Raw genomic sequence first — 18,322 nt, 5'->3', positions numbered from 1 at the left:
CGAGCTCGGGTTCGGCTCGTGCGTGAGCGCGCCCGCTGCCGGGTGGACAGGCCAGGGGGCTGGTACGTGATGATGTGGCTCAGCTCAGTAAGTGGTTGCTCAGAAGAGCCGGTTGGGGGCTCTGCTTGTGAATGATGCGGTTGAGTTGGCGGACATGATCGCGCAGCTGCGCCGGGAACTGAGTCGGGCGATGACGGCCGGTGAGGACTCCGAGCTGCGGTTCAAGGCGGAACGCGTGGAGCTGGAGCTGACCGTGGGGGTGGAGCGGACCCATGAGCCGGGGGTGAAGGTGAGGTTCTGGGTGTTCGATGCCAGTACGGCGGCGAAGCGGTCAGCCACTGTCACTCAGAAGCTCACTTTGACGTTGCAGCCGGTGCGGGCGGACATGCCGGATCAGATGGCGTTGATCTCCGGAGACGAGCTGCTCGGTGAGGACTGACGGGGCGACCGTGAGCGGAGGACTCGACCCGCACCGCATCGCGGAGGTCATCGTCACCACCGCCGCCGGGGGCGGACGGCGGGGGTCGGGGTACCGAGTCAGCGACACGGCGGTGCTGACCGCGTTCCATGTGGTGGCCGGAGCCGCGGGCGTGCAGGTGCGTTTCGATGCCGACCGGCCGTCGCAGTGGTCAGCGGCGGCGGTGGTGGCATGGTCGGACACCAGCACCGATGTGGCTGTGCTGACCTTCGCGCCCCAGAAGGGCGCGATCCCTGTCGCGCCCGCACGGTTCGGAAGAATGGGCGACGACCGTCATGCCCTCGTTGCCGTGTACGCAGCGGGCTTCCCGTTGTGGAAGCAGCGGCGCCGCACCGACGGGAGGCCGTTCCGGGAGCTGCATCAGGCGGACGGGACCGTGGCGGCGCTGTCCAATCTGAGGACCGGCACCCTGGAGATCACCGTTCCGGTGGCGGCTGCCGACCCCGCGACCCCAAGGTGTCGCCATGGTCGGGGATGTCGGGCGCCGCCGTGTGGGCCGGGAGCCACATAGTCGGGGTGGTTGCCGAGCACCACCGCTGGGAAGGGCTGGGCCGGTTGACGGCTGCCCGCATCGACCACGCCCTTCGCGGGGTCGGCGAGCCACACCGGGAAGAGCTGGCCGAGCTGTTGGGGATCAGCGATCCGCAGGCACTGCCCGACGTGGGTCCGGCGCCGGACTCCCCGGAATCCGTTCCCCTGAAGGCGGGTTCGACGGTCATCGGGTTGCCGGTCACGCACGGGCTGGAGTTGTTCAAGAACCGTACTGAAGTACGCGAGTTGATCGGCCGCCACCTCTCGAATCCGGCCACCCGCATGGTGACCATCACCGGGCGGCGGGGCATGGGCAAGAGTGCGGTCGCCGCCAAGGTCATGGAGACGCTGGAGCGGGGCGAGTGGCCGGGGCACTCCCAGGCGCCCGTTCCGTCGGGGCTGGTCAATCTCAGCACCCGCACGTCGGGTATTTCCCTGAAGCGCCTCTACATGGACTGCGCCCGCCTGCTCGGCTCCGATCGCGAGACGCGTCTGCTGGACGTCTGGGCCACGAACCGCCCCGTACAGGACAAGATCGGTGAGTTGTTCGCCGCGATGGGGGACCGCCTCTTCGTCATCCTGATGGACAACCTGGAGGACCGGCTTCAGGACGACGGCCGACTCGACGACGAGGAACTCGCGGTCTTCCTCGACTGTCTGTTCCGGGCAAGGTCCACGCCGCGGCTGCTGGTCACGTCGCAGATACCGATGCGGCTCGCCCCCGAGTTGCGCCGTTTCGCCGCGGAGGTCGAGCTGTCCGAAGGGCTGCCGCCCGCCGAGTCCGTCCAGCTGCTGCGCGAACTCGACCAGGACGGCAGCCTTGGTGTGGCGCAACTGTCCGACGAGCAGCTGCTGCAGGCGGCGGTCCACGTCCACGGGGTTCCGCGCGCGCTGGAGCTGTTGGTGGGCGCCATGGCCGACGACACGCTGACGTTGCCGACGCTGCAGGACGTACTGGAGGACTTCACCCTGCGCGGGGACGTCGTCGTCGGCCTCGCCCAGGACCGGTACCAGCGGGTCGGCGCTGAAGGCCGCACCGTGCTGAACGTCCTCGCGGTGCTGCGTACGCCCGTGCCACGTGACGCGATCGAGTGGATCGCGGGCGGCCTCGACCGCGGCCTCGACGTCAAGCGGGTCCTCTCCCACCTGCTGCGGATGCGCATGGTGTCGGTGGACCGGACCAGCCGCACCTTCGCGCTGCACCCGATGGACGCCGACCTGGCGTACGGCGCCATGCCGCAGGACGGCACGCTGGGACGCCGGTCCGTGGAGCGTCGGGCAGCCGACTGGTACGCGAGTATCGCCCCGCCCCGCTCCAGTTGGCGCAGCCTGGACGACGTACAGCCGTACCGGCGCGAATTCGAGCACCGTGTCCGCGCCGGGGACATGGACGATGCCGCACTGGTGCTGGGCCCGATCAGCGAATGGATGATCTGGCGGGGCGCGGTGCTCGCGGTGATCTCGATGCACATGACCTTGGAGGGACAGGTGACCGACGACCGGGCGCGCCTTGCTCATCTCATCGGCTTCGGACACGCACGGCTGAGTGGAGGCCCGATGGCACACGCGGCCGAGCTGTTCGTCGAGGGGGCCGCCCTGGCCGAGCGCCTCGGTGACCGCGAGGCGCTGCAGAACGCCAAGTTCGGCCTGGGCGACACCTACCGCCAGCTGGGGCGCCTCGACGCCGCGGTGGACCCGTTGGCCCGGGCTGGGGAGCTGGCCCATGAGACCGGCGATTTCGAACGCGAGGTGCACGCGCTCCTCAGCCTCAGCCTCACCCACGCCTACCTGGGCGACGGAGCGGCGGCTCTCGCCGGTGCCGACCGGCTGCGCGACCTCGCGCGCACATCCGGGGATCTGCTCACCGAGGCCCGTTCGTGGAATGCGCGCTCGATCGCTCTGCTGGTCCTGGGCCGCTGGGAGGAGGCGGTCGAGGCGGGCGACGGAGCCGTGCGCGCGTACCGGAGCGCGGACAGCAAGGAAGCGGTCACCTACGCCCTCAACGCCCAGGGCATCGCCCTGATCGCATTGGGGCGTACGGGAGAAGCGCTGGCCGCGCTGGAGGGGGCGCTCGACGAGGCGTCGCAGATCGAGAACCCGCGCGCGGAGGGAGTCTGCCTCTACAACATGGCGTGGGCCTACTGGACCGATGGCCGGTACGAGCAGGCAACGGGGGCGGCCGAGCGGGCAGCCGCCTCACTTCAGCTCGCGGGGGCAGCGGAAGCGGCGGCGGCGCAAGCGCTCGCCGAGGCGGCTCGTGCCCGGACGGTGCCCGACCCGCGGGCGGCCGCCGGCGCGCTGATCAGGGCCGCCGACGGCGTCGGAGGCAATGTCGAGATGGTTCGCCCGGCCTGGCTCATCGAGGAGGCACGGCGATTGAACGTCGGGCCCTGACGCCGCGCTGCCCGGGCGCGCAGGCAGGGGCAAGCGGTCAACAGCGGCCAAGCGGGGTACTCAAGCGTCCTGCTACCGCTGCCTTGAGGGAGCCCTTTGGCCCGTGATGGCGATTCTTGAAAACGTCCGGTGTTGCTCTCCGCTGCCACATGATCAGCTCCTCAATGGAGTGGAGAACTGCGGTGATCGCGGAGCACGTGTCGAGCAGGGGCCACCGCCTGATCCATCAGCGTTCGGCCACATCGGCCATCCGAGGCGCCTACGGCGTCCGGGTGTGAGGCCCCTGGCTCGGGGAGTCGATCATCCTGACGTCGAACGAAACGGTCAGCGAATGGGGGCAGATCTTCGGCGACGAAGTGCTCACCACAGCCACCCTCGACCGTGGAACGCGACACGAACGTGGCCAGTGGCCATCGGCGGCGCCACTGTGAGCTCCTGCTGCTGGCGTAGGGCAGCTACGTTTTCAGCAACGCGAGTGATCCAACGACCATTGCTCCCCCCCGCCATGAGGAGGGTCACCGCCTCCGATCTGTCGCGTTGTCAGGGGGCAACACACAGAACTCATGGCCATCGGGATCGGACATCGCCACCCAACTGACAGCCCTCCTGTCCACCAAGTCACAGGCTCGTGAGGAGGTCGTCGAGCGGGGTCGGTGCCTGTTCGGGATCGAGGGCCTCGACGAGGAGGTGGCCGTAGCGGATCTTGCGGCCCTTCTTCGTGCCGAGGAAGCGCCGCAACTGCTGCTGCCGGGGCCGACCATGGTGTGCGGGCTGACGCAGGAAGGTCTGCCAGGCCCGGAAGTCGCCCTCGGCCCGGAGGATCTCCTCGACCCGCGCCGTGCTCAGCGCGCGGATGAGCTCGTCCTCCAGGTCCGTCACGCACACGAAGAAGTTCCGGCGCGGCGCCCGTGCCCGCTTGAGACCGCGGTCGTAGAAGCGCTGCTCGCCCTCGTCGCACAGTCCTGCTAGGCGCAGGCCAAGGCCGGCATAGCGGCCGACGCTCATCGCCCCGCCCATCGACACGACGCACACCCCCTCGGCGGCCAGGTCCCGGCCACGCCGTGCGGCCAGCGTCTCAACGGCAGCGAGGTCGCTTGGCCCTTCCAGCAGCACCGCTGTCCGAACCCCCAGTCGCACAGCCAGATCACTCGCCGGCCCGCCGGGCCCGCCGGCCGCCCAACCACTCAACTCGCCCCGGAACGCGCGCATGTCCGCCATGGAGGGAGTCTGCACCTCCACTGACGCCACGGCACGGGATTATTCGACGGCCCTGCACCAAGATTACGATCTTGGGCTATGGAAAGATGCCATCCATGATTGATGTTCGAAGCGGCCGTGCCGCGTAGAACGCCAGTTTCGCTTCGACAGCGGGAACGCGGCTGGCAAAGATCCTGGGTGCGGTATCGCGATGTCCCGCGACTGTCGGGGGCAGCGAATGCAGCTGTCCGCGTGCTCGAACGGGAGCACCTGACTCCGGGCATCGTTTCTGTCGCGCTGAGCGTCTGGACTGCGCGCGTCCACGGCACCGAGCGCCGTTGGAGACTGTGGGAGGCCGAGTTCACCTGTGCGTGCTGCGGCGAGGGCTGGGCCCGGGACAAGTTGCAAGAGGCTCTGTCCATGCTGCCGCCGAAGGCCGCCGCCGAACTCCGGGTGCAAATCGACCACATCGATGAGGCACTACTCAGACGAACACATCACGAACCTATGGCAGACCCGGAGCTGCCGTGGTGGCATCGCAGGTGCTGACCGTACCTGTGCCGCTCACTGACCCGTTGTCTGTTGTGTGACTGGTCGGGGAGATCCGACAGAGGTGGAGTGGCGAACCAGCTACCGCATCCTACGACTGCACGGCTTATGTCATCGCCAGGTGCTGGCCGACGACTCCCGTCCTTCTCGCCGCAGCGGCACGCGCCGTGGGACAGGGGGATGGCCATGGCAGCTCCGTGGGTGGACGACTTCAAACACCAGGCCGAGTTCGCGCAGCGCGGCGACGGTTCTAGGAGGGGCGGCGCAGTCTCGCGGGACCCTGCCAGGCGGCACCGGTGCAATCGACCCGGTGCCGCGCGGCGGGCCACTAACTGACATGACGACGTGCACGCCCGAGTTCAGCTCGCAGTACCGGCTGGTGGTCTGGGGGCGGTTGGCCGCCGTAAGGCCCCGGTGAGTAAAGGGGTACGGGGTACGAGGCCGGCCCAGCGGGGCTACTCGAGGCCGAGCTTCTCGCACTCGGCCTGGACCTCGGGGGCGCAGATCTGCTCCACCGTGTAGAGGCCGTCAGCGACGACGGTTTCCTTGATGTTGTCCTTCGTCAGCGCGATGACGGGGATGCGCACCGTCGGGACGGACTTCTCGGTCGGGGTGTCGATGTCCGTGTGCGCGGCGGCGCCGAGCGACATATTCCTGGCCAGCAGGATGGCCATCTCCGCGGCGGCCTCTGCCTCCGGTGCGTACTGCTTATAGACGGTCATGTACTGATCACCGGCAACGATGCGCTGCACGGCTGCCAGTTCGGCGTCCTGGCCGGTGACCGGCGGGAGGTCGGTGACACCGGCGGCCTTGAGCGCGGCGATGATGCCGCCCGCCATGCCGTCGTTGGCGGAGTAGACGCCGGTGATGGCGTCCTTGCCGAGGGAGGCGATCGCGGCCTCCATGTTCGCCTTGGCGTTCTCCGGCTTCCAGTCCTTGGTGTCGTACTCGAGGCCGATCCCGACCTTGCCGTCGAGCTCGGTGTGGGCGCCCTTCTTGAACATGGCGGCGTTCGGGTCGGTGAGGGCGCCGTTCATCATCACGACCTTGCCCGACGCGGGCCCTGGCCTCGAACCGGGCCCGGCGTCGCCCTTGAGGGCCTCCAGCAGGGACTTGCCCTGGATGTGGCCGACCTGTTCGTTGTCGAAGGAGACATATCCGTCGATGGGTCCCTCGGCGAGGCGGTCGAAGGCGACGACCGGGATGTTGGCGTCGTCCGCCTTTTCTATCGCGCCGGCTATGGCCTTGGAGTCCACCGCGTCGACGATCAGCACGTCGACCTTGTCCTCGATCATCGATTCGAGCTGTTGCGTCTGCTGATCGGCGTCGTGCTTTGCGTTGGCGTAGCGGACCGTACCCTTGCTGTTGGTGAGCAGCGCCACGCGCTCCTCGATGACCGGCTTGTCGAACTGCTCGTAGCGAGCGGCCTGGTCCTCCGGGAGCAGCAGACCAACAACGATGTCGTCACTCAGCCGCACACCCGGCGGTTCCGCGGTCGTCCCGCAACCGAAGAGGGACATGGCCATCGCGGGGGCGGCGGCTGCGACGGCGGCACGACGCAGAAGTGCGTTCATTGGTTGAATCCATTTTCCCTGGCAGGCCGCATCAATTGCGGCCAAGGTGGCCGAAAGCCAACTCTGTGGTTGAGGAAGCGTCAAGATGCGTCAGATTAACGTGACCGCAACGTGATTCTCTGTAATCAAGCGCTCGAGCATCTCTGATCGCAGGGGCCGGGAGCCGAGGCCCACGGTCTGACATCCGCGGTCGCCGCTGGCGGCCAGTTGCGCACCCTGGGCAGGGCGTGATGCATGAAGCGATCGTCGAGGCTGTCCGTGATTGCGCTGGTGCGGGCAGCCTGCCTGCGCCAGCGACACCGGCGGCGGTCACGGAGGCAGAGGAAATCATCGGCTGCCTTCCCAAGTCCCCAAGTCCCAAGTTCCCAAGCCCGCACCACGCCGGCCAGTGGAAACCGGGTGCGGACTGTCGGTGCGTGGTGTGTGATCGGGGTATGGCGATTGTGTTGGGCAAGCCGGGAGTCGACGGGCTGAGCGAGGCCGTGGGCGTGCTGCGGGAGTGGCAGTACGACGGGGCGCCGATGCAACTGCATCCGGGGGACCTGGGCTGGTTCTGGCGGTCAGGTGCGGAAGCGACCGCCGCGGCGGTCAGGACGTGGAGCCGGGACGGACAGATTCTCGCCGTCGGGCTTCTGGACGGTCCCGGGCTGTTGCGGCTGACGATCGCGCCAGACACTCAGCGGGACGAGGAGCTGGCGCAGCAGCTGGTTGAGGACGTGACCGAGCCGGAGCGCGGCGTACTGCCCGAGGGGAAGGTGAGTATCGAGGCGCCGATGGATGCACTGGTCCAAGATCTGCTGTTCGAGGACGGCTGGAAGGCCGACGAGCCGTGGACTCCGCTGCGCCGTGACCTCACGGAGCCAGTGAAGGACCCAGGCGTGCGGATAGAGGTGATCGGGCCGGAGCAGGCGCACGTGTTCGCCGCCGTACATCGGGCAGCGTTCGACGGGTCGAGGTTCACGGACGAGCGCTGGCACGCGATGGCGGTCGGACTGCCGTACGCCGACGCCCGGTGTCTGGTCGCGTACGACGACCAGGGCAACGCGGTGGCGGCGGTGACGGTGTGGTCGGCCGGTCCGGGTAGGCCCGGGCTGCTCGAACCGATGGGCGTGCACCGGGAACATCGCCGTCACGGCTACGGCGAGGCGATCACCGTCGCCGCGGCGGCCGCACTCCAGGAACTTGGCTCGTCGAGCGCGATCGTCTGCACCCCGAGCTCCAATGTCGGCGCCGTCGCCACCTACACGTCAGCCGGCTTCCAGCAGCGCCCCGAGGTCCGGGACCAATACCGGGACGCCTAGCGCCTTGTCTCCTCGATCACGAGCGGAGCCGGATAAGGAGTGCGGCAGCGGTAAGCCAGGTGTGCCTCGCGGCTGGCCATCTGGGTCAGCGCGGCGGCGAACAGTTCCTCGACCACGGTGAGGGGCTGAGGTATCTGTCGGCCCGTCCGGTGATCTCGTTGCCCCCTCGGTGGCCACGGAGACCGGACCCGTCAGGCCGGTCTGACGGGTCCGTGGAATTGGCGGTGCGTCAGCGGGCGGCGTCCGGCAGGACCATGCCGAACCACTCCTGGGATGCGCCGGAGAGCCCCGCCGCTGTGCCGGTGACCGATACCACCCCGCTGGTGGAGAGCCCCGAGGTGGCGCCGCGCAGCACGGTCGCCATGCCGTAGCTGTTCTCCTCCGGCGCCCCGACCACCAAGTCGGATCGGCCGTCGCCGGTCAGGTCCCGGAGAGTGAGCGCGTGCCCGAAGTAGTCGTAGCGCTCCGGGGCTCCGGGTACGCCCGCGGTGTCCTGCGTGATCATGCGGGCCCGGGTGGTGGTCAGGCCGGTCTTCGAGCCGTACAGGACGGTGACGGCCCCCGCGTCAGCGCTGCCGGCCAGGTCCTCATAGGGGGCTCCCACGGCGACGTCCGCGTATCCGTCCTTGTCGATGTCACCGACGGCCACGCTCACGCCGAAGCCGTCAGCGCTCTCACCACCGCCGGGGACACCGGGGGTGTCCTGGTGGACGACGGTGGGCCGCTGCGCCGGAGCGGGGCCGGTGGGGCCGCCGTACCAGACGGTGAGCTGGCCGCCCTTGTGCCCGCCGTTCCTGTCGCTGCCCGGGTCCAGGGGGTCGCCGACGACGAGGTCGCCGTACCCGTCGCCGTTGACGTCGCCGACGGCCGCGGCGTTCCCGTCCGCGCCGGTCAGCTCCGTGGTCACGTATGTGGTGCCGCCGGTCCACCTGACGTAGGAGATCACGCCGGCGGGGTCGTCGGTGGTCCCTCGCGGGTACAGGCGCTCGGCCGCACCGTCGCCACTGAGGTCGCCCGCGACCACACCGGTGGTGCTGCCCAGATTCTCCGTCTGCTGACGGGCGGGGGCACCGGTGCCTCGCAGCTTCGTGCACGCCTCGCTCCTGCCTGCCACCAAGGCGCCGCAAGCGCATAGTGTGTCCGCGGCCTTGGCAACGCGGCGTCTTCCCGCACGGCCGACCCGAAGCCCTTTCCACAATCGCGTCATGTGCGCCTGCGGGAGCGCAAGATTGCTCAGGGCTCGGGGGAAGAAGAGGGCTGATGTACGAGTCCCGGCTCCGCATCTTCCGGGACGAGAACGGCCCGTGCTGCCGTAGCTGAACGGGCTTTTTCGAGGCTGGGTCAGGCGGATGCCGGCGGTGCGGGCCATGGTCCGCACCGGCGCCTCCTTCACGCTGGAGGAGACATACGACTGACTACGTTGAGAGCAGTTCTGGGGCGAGGTCACGCCATGCCTGGCGGGCGAAGGTGTCTGGGTTGTCAGTGACTATCTGGACGGCAATGTGGTCGGCTCCGGCCCGGCGGTGATCGGTGAGCCGGGCACCGATCTCGTCTGGTTTGCCCCAGGCGAACAGCTCATCGATCAGCCGGTTACTGCCGCCATCGGACAGGTCCTCTGCGGTGAATCCCCCGCGTAGCCACGCTGACTGGTAGTTGCGCAGCTTGAGGTAGGGAGCGAGCATCGTCCTGGCTTTGGCGCGGGCTGCTTCGGCGTCGGTGTGCGGGATTACCGTCTGCTCCAGTGCCAGCAAGGGTCCCTCACCTAGCATCGACCTGGCCCATGCGGTATGGGCTGGGTTGACGAGATAGGGGTGCACTCCCGTGGATTTGGCTGCTGCCAGCCGGGTCATCTGCGGCCCGTGCGCTCCGATGATTCGCGCGGTCGACGGCAGTGGAGGAGTCACCGCGTCCAACGCGTCCAGGTAGGAGCGCAGCGCGTGGTACGGCTCCCGGTATCGGCCGGCGATTTCGACGTGACTGACGCCGAGTCCTACCAACAGCCGGGCCCGTTGCTGCTGCGGGAGTGCGTGGTAGGCGGCAGCGAGCCGGTCCGGGGACCTGTCCCAGATGGACACACACCCTGTCGCGACGGTGATCCGGCTGGTCGCGGACAGGACCCCAGCTGCCGTGACCAGGTCCGCGCGGGGGTTGCCACCCGGGCTGCCGCCAAGCCAGATGGCACCGTACCCGAGCTCCTCCAGCTCAGCCGCGGCATCCCGCGCCTCGGCGCGGTCCCCGTGCGTGAACGCCAGGCTCCAGATGCCCATTGTTCCGAGATTCATGACGAAGCCTTCCTGGGTGTGGAAACTCCGTTGTAGCGGTGCAGGCGAGACGTGCCTCCCTGAAGGCTCTGTCCTGTCTGGAAGTTGATCGTCAGCGTCTGATCACACCACCTTGACGGCCACTACCCATCGGGAAACGAATGCCCGGAGCGCGGCAGGAGTCCAGCCTCGCCCGCGAGATGAAGTCCGGGGCCGGGCTGGGGACTCAAGACGGCCGTCTTCGCGAATAGCTACGGCCAGGTGGCGTCCACCGGGTCCACTCGGTGAGGTAGCCCACCGGCGCTCTTCTCCTGGCCGCTGTCCCCGCCTCCGCCGAACCGGCACCCGGCGGCATGAACCCCACCGCCTCGGACGGTGGCAGGGGCCTCGCCGATGACGTCGCGCAGGGTCCGGGTGACCTTGCCGGCAACATCACCGACTTCGTCAACGGTGTCCTCGACAAGATTGGAGCAACTACCGGGGACACTGACCGAACGTAGGCAGACAAAGCCTCGCTCCGACCGGCGCGGTGAGGTTCGACTGGCCTGATACGGACGGGTCACGCGGCCGCAACCTCTCGCCGGGCCTGGGGCCAGCCGCCGGGCGCGCCTCCACCAGCCGATGGAACGCTCCACGAACCACCTTCGTGGGAGCAGTACGAAGCCGTTCGCGGCCGACGCCGGTGGGCCGCTCGACGGGCGGGCCGGGCTGGCCGACCGGGCCCTCGGTCGCCCGGGCACCAGGACCTCCAGCTCCTCCCGCGGCCGGAAGGGCCGGGGGAGACCCTGGTTCAGCGGACCACGCACACCGACTTCGCGGCCCCTACAGCAGCGCGACCGCAGCCCCGCGTAGTTATGAAGCGCTACATGCCACCTGGCCGCAGCTATTCGAGAACAGGGCCACCACCGCCGACTTGCCCGCCCTTTCTTGGCGAGCGGGAGCGTGTTGGGTGTGGTGGTTATCGCTGTTGCCGTGCGAGGTGGCCGAGGGTGCCCGAGGGGTGGACGAGGGCGAGGTCTTCGTGGGACCAGCCGCGCCGCTCGGCGAGCGGCATCGCGAGAGCGTCGCCCAGGGCCCGCGCGACGGTGCTGCTCGCGGTGGGCAGGGCGCCCAGCGGGCAAGCCTCGGTTGCCGCCGAGGCGTCCAAGACCACGTCCGCCACGGCGGCGAGCGGCGAGGCCGGGTTTCCTGTCAGCGCGATGACGGGGATGCCCGACTCCCGAAGGCATACGGCCGTCTGCAGGGTTTCCTCTGTGTGGCCGCTGTTGCTGACCGCCACCGCCGCATCCCCGGCCCGCGCCACACCGAGGCCGCCGTGCAGGGCGTTCGAGGCGTTGAGGTACAGGGCGGGCGTGCCGGAGGAGGTGAAGGTCGCGGCGAGTTTCGCGGCCACCAGACCCGACACCCCGGTACCGACCATGACCGTGAGGCGGGTGCACGCTTGGAGCAGGGACAGCGCGGCATGGACCGCGGGTTCTTCCAGCCGGCCGGCCGCTGAAGCGATCGCCTGTGCCTCGTGCAGCATCCGCTCCCGCACCGCACCGCCTGCACTGGTTGCAGTGGCAGCCGTGTCCCGGCCGGCGGTCTCATCCACGCTCACGCCGTCATTCCCTTGACGAGGTCGTCCACTGCCTTCAGCCCGGCCAGCAGACCGGGAAGCTGGTCCAGGGCCAGACTGTTGCTGCCGTCGCTCAGAGCATGGGCCGGGTCCTCGTGGACCTCCATGAACACCCCCGCCACTCCGACCGCCACCGCAGCCCTTCGCCAGGTGCGGGATGAACGCCGGCTGCCCGCCGGTCGCTTCACCCGTCCCCCCGGGCAGCTGCACACTGTGGGTCGCGTCGAACAGGACCGGCGCGCCGGTCTCCCGCAGCATCACCAGCGACCGGTAGTCCACCACCAGGTTCTGATACCCGAAAGTGAACCCGCGCTCGGTGACCATCACCTGGCTGTTGCCCCCGGAGCGGGCCTTGGCGACCATCGGCACCGCTTCCTGCGGGGACAGAAACTGGCCCTTCTTGATATTCACCGGCTTTCCCGCGCCGCACACGGCCAGCAGGAAGTCGGTCTGCCGGCACAGGAACGCCGGCGTCTGCAGTACGTCGACCACCTCGGCCACCGCCGCCACGTCTGCACGCTCATGCACATCGGTGATCACCGGCACACCGACCTCGGAACGGACCTCGGCCAGAATCTCCAGACCAGCGTCCAGCCCCGGACCGCGGAAGGAACCCACCGAGGTCCGATTGGCCTTGTCGTAGGAAGCCTTGAACACGTACGGCACACCCACCCGCCCCGCGATCTGCGCGATCCGCTCGGCATGCCTGAGCGCCGAATCCCGGCTCTCGATCACACACGGACCGGCGATCAACGTGAACGAACCACCCTGGTCCACCACCAGATCCCCCACCCGCACTCGCACCGGCGCCACACCCCTGACCGTCATGGACCCTCCCCGTTCAACGCCAGCCACGGACAAGCAGACGTAGCCCACCGACCTTGCCCTCCAACCACTGCAGGACAGGACGTCAGGCAGACATCCCAAAACGCTGATCAGGCTAGAGGCGTAACAGCCGAATTCCCGGGCCCACGACCGGACTCGGCTGGATATCGCCGCACGGCCAAGAGCCAGTGGCGCACCCTCGCACCGCCACACCCGTTCCGAGCGGTGAGCACCACGTCAGGGTCTTTCTCCATCCAAGATCACTTCTTAGCGCCAACGGCTGTACCGATGGCCCCCACGACTACTGGGCGCACAAGGGCGCGCTGGTGTCGCTGACCGGTTACCAGACCCCCGGCGGGATACGCCGCCGCGGTCGGGCGCGGCTGACGGCCTGGCTCGCCAACCGCGATGTCCGCGGAGCCGACACGGTCGCGGCCACCGCGCTGGAGGCTGCCCGCGCCCAGCAGAGCACGCTTCCGGGTGAACACGTCGCCGCCCAGATCGTCGCCGCCCTGGCCGCGCTGTATAGGCGGTCATCGACAGCATCCCCATCACGGTCGCGGCAGGGACGACCGGCGATGTCGGTAGCGATAAGCACCGGCTTCTTCGCGTGCCGGTCGGCGAACGCTCCGGCGGGCAGGGCGATCACGAGCGCAGTCAGCGTCGCGAAGAACGCCTGAGTCGCTACCTGCCCCGACGTCGGCCAGCGCCACCACGTGCACCGACGAACCGGCGAGACTCGTCGCCTCCCCCGTCAGGTAGAGGGTGAAGCCCCTCTTCTGCCGTAAGGAGTGGATGGGGCGCCGCCTCTCCGGCGAAGGAGGTGAGGTGGCGCAGGGCGTGCGGGTCAACGCCCGGTACCTCGCCGCCAGGTGGGGGAAGGGCATCCGAGCCGGGCCCCGGACCCAGCGATCACGGCGTCACCTGCTCGTCTGCCGCCGACCGGGAGGCGGTGCCGCTGCTCTGCATGGGGACCGCGGGAGCGAGGAACTGGCGGGCCTGGAGTTCGTACGCTTCACGGAAGGCGCCCGTGCCGGTGGCGGGGTCCATGAGCTGTTCGAAGCTGCCGTGCTCTACGACGCGGCCTTCGTCCAGGACGTAGATGAGGTCCGCGTGGCGGACACTGTGGAGGCGGTGGGTGATCAGGAGGGTGGTCTGTCCGCTGCCCGCGAGATGGTGGATCTGGTCGAAGACCCGCTGCTCGGCCACGGGGTCGAGGGCGCTGGTCGGCTCGTCGACGATGAGAACCTGTCCGTCGCGGTAGCGGGCCCGGGCGAGTCCGATCTTCTGCCACTGGCCGCCGGAGATTTCCTGGCCTCCCCGGTAACCACGCACCAGGAGCGTGTCTTTGCCGCGGGGAAGGTCTTTGATGACCTCGCCGGCCCCGGCGTATGCGGCAGCGGCGTCCACGGCTTTGTCGTCGATCGGCGGGACCGGGCGGCCGATGCCGATGTTCACTCGTGCGGTGAAGGGCCAGCGGTGGAAGTTCTGGGCGACCATCGCGATCCGGTCGAAGATCTGGGCGCGCTTGGCCTTGGCCGCGTCCACGTTTCCCCAGATCACCCGGCCGGTGTCCGGCATGTAGAGGGCGCACGGCAGCTTGGTGATCGTGGTCTTGCCCGATCCGTTCCGTCCGACCAAGGCGACGGTTTTACCCCTCGGGATGAGGAGGTCGACGCCGCGCAGGGACGGCTTGTCCGCGCCGGGGTAGGTGAAGGTGACGTTCTCGAAGCGGATCTCGGAGAGGTGTTCCGGCAGGTCGAGACCCGTTGTGGGGATCGTCCGCCGCGCTGCCTCTTCGCAGAGCGTCTCCAGGTCGGCGACGAACAGCGATTCCTCCTGTACGTCGGTGACCCGCAGGACCAGGTCGGTGATGCTCGCCGACCCGGTGCGGATCGCCAGTACGGCCGTCCCGCCGACCGCCAGTGCCATCTCCCCGCTGACCAGCAGCAGCCCGAGCACCGCATACGTGGCGATCGTGGCCACTCCTCGCGCCGCGTCGGCGAGCAGACCGGTGCGAGCGCCGATGCGAGCGAGCCGGGTCTGCTCCCGTTCACTCGTCTCCGCCATACCCCGGAAATGCTGCAGCAGGAACGGCCCCACGTCGTGGACGCGTACCTCACCAGCGGCCTGCTGGTCGATCAGCAGCCGGCTCAGCAGCTGCGCGGCGCGGGCGTGCTGGACGAACCGGTGCCAGCTCACATACCGGTGGCGCGCCATCGTCAGCGAACTCCACGCACTGGGCAGCGCCATGGCCAGCAGGAGCGGGAGCAGCGCAGGATGCAGCACGGTGAGCACGCCGGCGGCGGCGATGAGCGAGATCGCCGAGGTGACCACGGCCGTGCAGTAACCGACCATTCGCCGGGCGGAATCCGCGCCCCACTGAGCCGAGTCCATCAGTTTGTGGAAGGCGTCGTCCTCGATCGCCTCCATCTCCACCCGCGCCACGAGCCCCAAGTACCGCTCGGTGGCCACGCGCTGAACCTTCGGTTCAAGAATGCCCGTGGCGGCCGAGGAAGCGGACTTCAGTACCGACCCCATCACCGCCAGCACAGCGATGACCACGAGCGACGGCAGGGCCGCACGCAGCCGCTCGGCGGTGCTCCCTTGCGCGAGGAGCTCGACGAGAACCGCGTTCACCGCCACCAGCGAGATCGCCTGCGTGATGCCGCGCCCGATCTCACTGCCGGCCACGACGTACAGGGCCCGGCGGTCGGCCTGACGGGCCAGCCGTACCGCGATCGCCACCTGCCGCGGGAGACCTGCGGCCATAGACCGCAGGCTCAGCTTCAGCCACGCCCCATGATGCTGGCTCCAGCCCAGGTCGTACGCGAGCTCTCCGCCGAAGAGCAGCCTTTCGGACGCCGACGGCTCCGAAGCCGAGGTGTCCTTGCCCGGCCTTGCGTCCTCAGTCGCGTCTGTCATGCCAGCCACCCCGCATCCGGGTGTGCTGCGCGGTCTGCAGCGGCGTCAACACGGCACTGGTCTGGTCCGTTCACTGGGGCGATGGGCTGGAGGTGTTCGATTAAGGCAGGTGTCTTCGCGGGGGCGGGTGCAGGATTCACGGTGTCCTCCAGATGGGTGCGCGAGGGGTACTGGTGCTCTAAAGAACGGCCATGAAGAGGGCCTGTAACGGGTGCATCGGAGGCAAAGAGTGAACACATGTTCCATGACGCCGAGAGGGTCAATGGGCGCTTGGGATTGCGCGGTTGGGGTTCGCTCGAACGGATCGGGTCACTCCTTCGAGGTATTGCCAGGCTCAGGTGCCGGAGTGGCTCGCTCGTGGGCGCGTTGTGGCTATCGGTCGCGGCAGGGGCGGCGCTGCACACCACACGGCAGGTAGGAGTCATGTGGCCACTGACGAAGCAGTCCCCGCGACAGAAGAGGGTTTCACGTCCGTCCTGGGCAGCGCCAACGATGCCCCGAGTGCGCGGGATGGAACGCGCCGAAGCGGCGCGCAAGGAGCTGGGGGAGCGGGCCTGGGGGAGGCCACGGCCCATACGTTCTGGTGGGGTTGCGAGCTCTGTCTCGACGCTGAGGCCGCCGAGGACGCGGCGAAGGTCCGCGAGCTGATCGGTGACGTCGCGGGCAGCATCCTGCCGTCGCCGTTCCACGAGATCGTTGAGGGATCTGCAAGCTAAGGGCCGTGTTGATCAAGGTGGCCAACGGCTGCGGCTGCAAGCTCGTCTCGCCATGGATCGCGCCCGGCGAGCTCATCCCGATCCGCCTGCAGAACAAAGACGACCCGGGCCTGTGGTGGACCGTGCTGGGTACGACAGCCCCGTGGAATATTGACCAGCGGTTCACCGCGCACTACACCGCCGCCAACCCCGTCCTGGCCGTGTTCCAGAACAAGCTGTACTGCGTCCACCGCGGCAACGACGGAGACACCAACCTGTGGTGGGCCTCCACCTCAGACTGCGTCAACTGGAGCGACGACCAGCAGTTCAGGGGCCACCGCACCCGGTTGTGACGGCCCATAACGATGGCCCATCACGACGGCTGGTGCTCGACGGCCCGTGGTCGACGGCCGGGCTGCATGCGGTGGCGGCGCAGCCGGGTGCGAGTCGCTGTGGCGGCACGCTCGCCCAAGCCGATGCCCAGCAGGCCGGTCAGGCCGAGCAGGGTCGGCGCGGGTGCGGGGACGTCCAGGCACCAGTAGACGCTGCCCATCACCAGTCCCACGGTGAAGGAGATCCCGGCCGCGCGCGCGAACGCCGCCGCGCGGGTGCGGCGACCGGCGGTCACAGTGCCTCCAGGGCGGTATGCCCGAGCAGTATGCCCGAGCAGGCCGAACAGTGCGACGGGCGGGGGAGCGGGCGCCTTCACCCGCAACGCGGCGTACAGGAAGCGACCAGCGCCCCGGCCAGCAGTGCTTTCGCGTAGGTCACCGGTCGGCTCCCGGTGCGCCACTGGTGGTCGGGCAGGCCGTCATGGAAAACCTCCGGGGGCGGGGGGACCGGAAACAGTTGCGTCAGGGTACCTGACGGTCTGGCCGGTCATTTCCTGGAGCGCGCGGCCTTGATGTCGATACGTCGATCGTGAACGAAGCCGAGCCGTGGCCATGCTCGTCATCCCCACGCCTTCAGAGGAGTCATGGGGGAGTCCGTACGGAACCTGTCCCAACTGCCGGTCCAGGCCAAGCGCTGATTCGAAGGCGCGTTGCTTGCCAGTATGCAGGCCGCGGGCGAGCGATCGGCGACCGCCGCCCGGGCTGCCGTCTTCGCCGCCCTTGATGGGGAGGGCGAGCGCATCGCCACTGCCGCCACCGCACTGCGTGAGGCGCTGGTCGCACCCTGGGGTGAGTCGCCCCTGGTGGAAGCGCCGTGACGTCGACAGTGCTCCGCGCGCGGCCGGGGCGCCGTTCGGGCGCCGCTCTCTGACTCTTGCGTTGAGCGCGTTCTCGCGCACCGCCGCCCCTCTTGAACGTCAGGCACCCTGACGATATGGTTCCGGTTCCCGAGTCCGGAGGTTTCCATGACCATGGAGTTCGCCACCCGCTACCGCTCGCGCATCCCCGCCGAGCCCGGTACGCCGTACTTCATCGAGAAGGGCATGGGTGACCGCGCCCACCTGATCAGCGACCTGGTCACCGTCTACGCCGGCGGCGAGCAGACCGAGAACAGCTTCAACTTCTTCACCGTCGAGGGCCCCAAGGGGGACACCATCCCCGCCCACACCCACGCGGACACCTACGAGGTCTTCTACGTCACCGACGGCGCGGTGCGGCTGTTCGTCGAGGACCTTCAGGGCGAGCAGCAGGAAAGGCTGCTGACCAGCGGCGACTTCGGCTTCGTGCCGAAGAACTGTCCGCACGCCTACCGCATCGAGCGCCACCACAGCCGGGTCGTCGGTGTGGCCGCCGGCCCCGGCACCACCTTCGAGCGGTTCTTCGAAAACCTGGGCACCCCCACCGAGGAAATCGGCATGCCGAACCGGCCGCTCATCCCCGGCCCGGACAAGTTCCGCGCCGCCGAGGAGAACTTCGACGTGCGGTACCTGCCCGGCCACCAGTGGCGCACCGGAAGCTGATGGACCAAGGCCGGGAAGGGGGCACATGGTGCCGCTGCCTGCCGCTGCCTGCCGCTGCCTGC

General features: G+C 68.9%; 16 protein-coding genes and 3 pseudogenes. 10 read left to right on the top strand and 9 right to left on the bottom strand.

Annotation, left to right across the window (positions count from 1 at the left end):
• Nucleotides 1-127: 127 nt before the first annotated feature.
• The 4 genes and pseudogenes from J7E96_RS13185 to J7E96_RS37295 form a co-directional block, all read left to right on the top strand.
• Nucleotides 128-439, top strand: a complete 312-nt coding sequence (locus J7E96_RS13185; RefSeq protein WP_215130790.1) for a trypco2 family protein — start codon at nucleotides 128-130, stop codon at nucleotides 437-439.
• 10 nt (nucleotides 440-449) lie between these two features.
• Nucleotides 450-989: a trypsin-like peptidase domain-containing protein gene (locus tag J7E96_RS13180; RefSeq protein WP_215130788.1), complete on the top strand. Its 540-nt coding sequence runs from the start codon at nucleotides 450-452 to the stop codon at nucleotides 987-989.
• Between the two features lie 5 nt (nucleotides 990-994).
• Entirely contained in the window at nucleotides 995-3,403 is a 2,409-nt protein-coding gene (locus tag J7E96_RS13175) for a tetratricopeptide repeat protein (RefSeq protein WP_215130786.1), read from the top strand.
• 296 nt (nucleotides 3,404-3,699) lie between these two features.
• Nucleotides 3,700-3,798 (top strand): annotated as a pseudogene (locus J7E96_RS37295) (ATP-binding protein); the annotation flags it as partial.
• A gap of 223 nt (nucleotides 3,799-4,021) precedes the next feature.
• Here the strand turns inward: J7E96_RS37295 and J7E96_RS13165 are convergent.
• Together J7E96_RS13165 and J7E96_RS13160 are read right to left on the bottom strand one after the other, a co-directional pair.
• Nucleotides 4,022-4,621 (bottom strand): TOPRIM nucleotidyl transferase/hydrolase domain-containing protein, encoded by a 600-nt coding sequence (locus J7E96_RS13165; protein WP_215130784.1) that lies wholly within the window; start codon nucleotides 4,619-4,621, stop codon nucleotides 4,022-4,024.
• Between the two features lie 983 nt (nucleotides 4,622-5,604).
• On the bottom strand, nucleotides 5,605-6,723 hold the full coding sequence (locus J7E96_RS13160) for a sugar ABC transporter substrate-binding protein (protein ID WP_215130782.1): 1,119 nt from the start codon (nucleotides 6,721-6,723) through the stop codon (nucleotides 5,605-5,607).
• Between the two features lie 434 nt (nucleotides 6,724-7,157).
• Here J7E96_RS13160 and J7E96_RS13155 point away from each other — a divergent pair, with 434 nt between their 5' ends.
• Nucleotides 7,158-8,024: an N-acetyltransferase gene (locus tag J7E96_RS13155; RefSeq protein ID WP_215130780.1), complete on the top strand. Its 867-nt coding sequence runs from the start codon at nucleotides 7,158-7,160 to the stop codon at nucleotides 8,022-8,024.
• Nucleotides 8,025-8,253: 229 nt separating this feature from the next.
• On the opposite strand, the gene J7E96_RS13150 is transcribed toward J7E96_RS13155, so the two are convergent.
• The 5 genes and pseudogenes from J7E96_RS13150 to kdsA form a co-directional block, all read right to left on the bottom strand.
• Nucleotides 8,254-9,138, bottom strand: a complete 885-nt coding sequence (locus J7E96_RS13150; RefSeq protein ID WP_308295929.1) for a hypothetical protein — start codon at nucleotides 9,136-9,138, stop codon at nucleotides 8,254-8,256.
• Between the two features lie 301 nt (nucleotides 9,139-9,439).
• Nucleotides 9,440-10,306, bottom strand: coding sequence for a TIGR03620 family F420-dependent LLM class oxidoreductase (locus tag J7E96_RS13145; RefSeq protein ID WP_215130777.1), 867 nt, complete (start codon nucleotides 10,304-10,306; stop codon nucleotides 9,440-9,442).
• Between the two features lie 937 nt (nucleotides 10,307-11,243).
• Entirely contained in the window at nucleotides 11,244-11,705 is a 462-nt protein-coding gene (locus J7E96_RS38755) for an SIS domain-containing protein (RefSeq protein ID WP_374196672.1), read from the bottom strand.
• Nucleotides 11,706-11,881: 176 nt separating this feature from the next.
• Nucleotides 11,882-12,010, bottom strand: coding sequence for a hypothetical protein (locus J7E96_RS38750; RefSeq protein WP_374196671.1), 129 nt, complete (start codon nucleotides 12,008-12,010; stop codon nucleotides 11,882-11,884).
• A gap of 43 nt (nucleotides 12,011-12,053) precedes the next feature.
• Nucleotides 12,054-12,731 (bottom strand): annotated as a pseudogene (gene kdsA, locus J7E96_RS38745) (3-deoxy-8-phosphooctulonate synthase); the annotation flags it as partial.
• A gap of 296 nt (nucleotides 12,732-13,027) precedes the next feature.
• Here kdsA and J7E96_RS13135 point away from each other — a divergent pair.
• Nucleotides 13,028-13,246, top strand: a pseudogene (locus tag J7E96_RS13135) (IS110 family transposase); the annotation flags it as partial.
• Nucleotides 13,247-13,640: 394 nt separating this feature from the next.
• On the opposite strand, the gene J7E96_RS13130 reads toward J7E96_RS13135, so the two are convergent.
• Nucleotides 13,641-15,653, bottom strand: a complete 2,013-nt coding sequence (locus J7E96_RS13130) for an ABC transporter ATP-binding protein (protein ID WP_215130773.1) — start codon at nucleotides 15,651-15,653, stop codon at nucleotides 13,641-13,643.
• Nucleotides 15,654-16,078: 425 nt separating this feature from the next.
• Here J7E96_RS13130 and J7E96_RS13125 point away from each other — a divergent pair, with 425 nt between their 5' ends.
• Together J7E96_RS13125 and J7E96_RS13120 are read left to right on the top strand one after the other, a co-directional pair.
• On the top strand, nucleotides 16,079-16,369 hold the full coding sequence (locus tag J7E96_RS13125; protein ID WP_215130771.1) for a hypothetical protein: 291 nt from the start codon (nucleotides 16,079-16,081) through the stop codon (nucleotides 16,367-16,369).
• Between the two features lie 5 nt (nucleotides 16,370-16,374).
• The gene (locus tag J7E96_RS13120) at nucleotides 16,375-16,701 is read left to right on the top strand and encodes a hypothetical protein (RefSeq protein ID WP_215130769.1); all 327 of its coding nucleotides are present in this window, start codon (nucleotides 16,375-16,377) and stop codon (nucleotides 16,699-16,701) included.
• Nucleotides 16,702-16,721: 20 nt separating this feature from the next.
• On the opposite strand, the gene J7E96_RS38155 is transcribed toward J7E96_RS13120, so the two are convergent.
• The gene (locus J7E96_RS38155; RefSeq protein ID WP_215130767.1) at nucleotides 16,722-16,976 is read right to left on the bottom strand and encodes a DUF1427 family protein; all 255 of its coding nucleotides are present in this window, start codon (nucleotides 16,974-16,976) and stop codon (nucleotides 16,722-16,724) included.
• Between the two features lie 414 nt (nucleotides 16,977-17,390).
• On the opposite strand from J7E96_RS38155, the gene J7E96_RS13110 reads away from it, so the two are divergent.
• Both J7E96_RS13110 and J7E96_RS13105 read left to right on the top strand, forming a co-directional pair.
• Nucleotides 17,391-17,558 carry a hypothetical protein gene (locus tag J7E96_RS13110; protein WP_215130765.1) on the top strand — a complete coding sequence of 56 codons (168 nt, stop codon included), beginning with the start codon at nucleotides 17,391-17,393 and terminating at the stop codon, nucleotides 17,556-17,558.
• A gap of 147 nt (nucleotides 17,559-17,705) precedes the next feature.
• On the top strand, nucleotides 17,706-18,260 hold the full coding sequence (locus J7E96_RS13105) for a quercetin 2,3-dioxygenase (protein WP_215130763.1): 555 nt from the start codon (nucleotides 17,706-17,708) through the stop codon (nucleotides 18,258-18,260).
• Nucleotides 18,261-18,322: the final 62 nt, after the last annotated feature.

The organism is Streptomyces sp. ISL-96, assembly GCF_018614035.1.
GTDB lineage: Bacteria > Actinomycetota > Actinomycetes > Streptomycetales > Streptomycetaceae > Streptomyces.
This window is presented reverse-complemented; position numbering and strand designations above follow the sequence as displayed.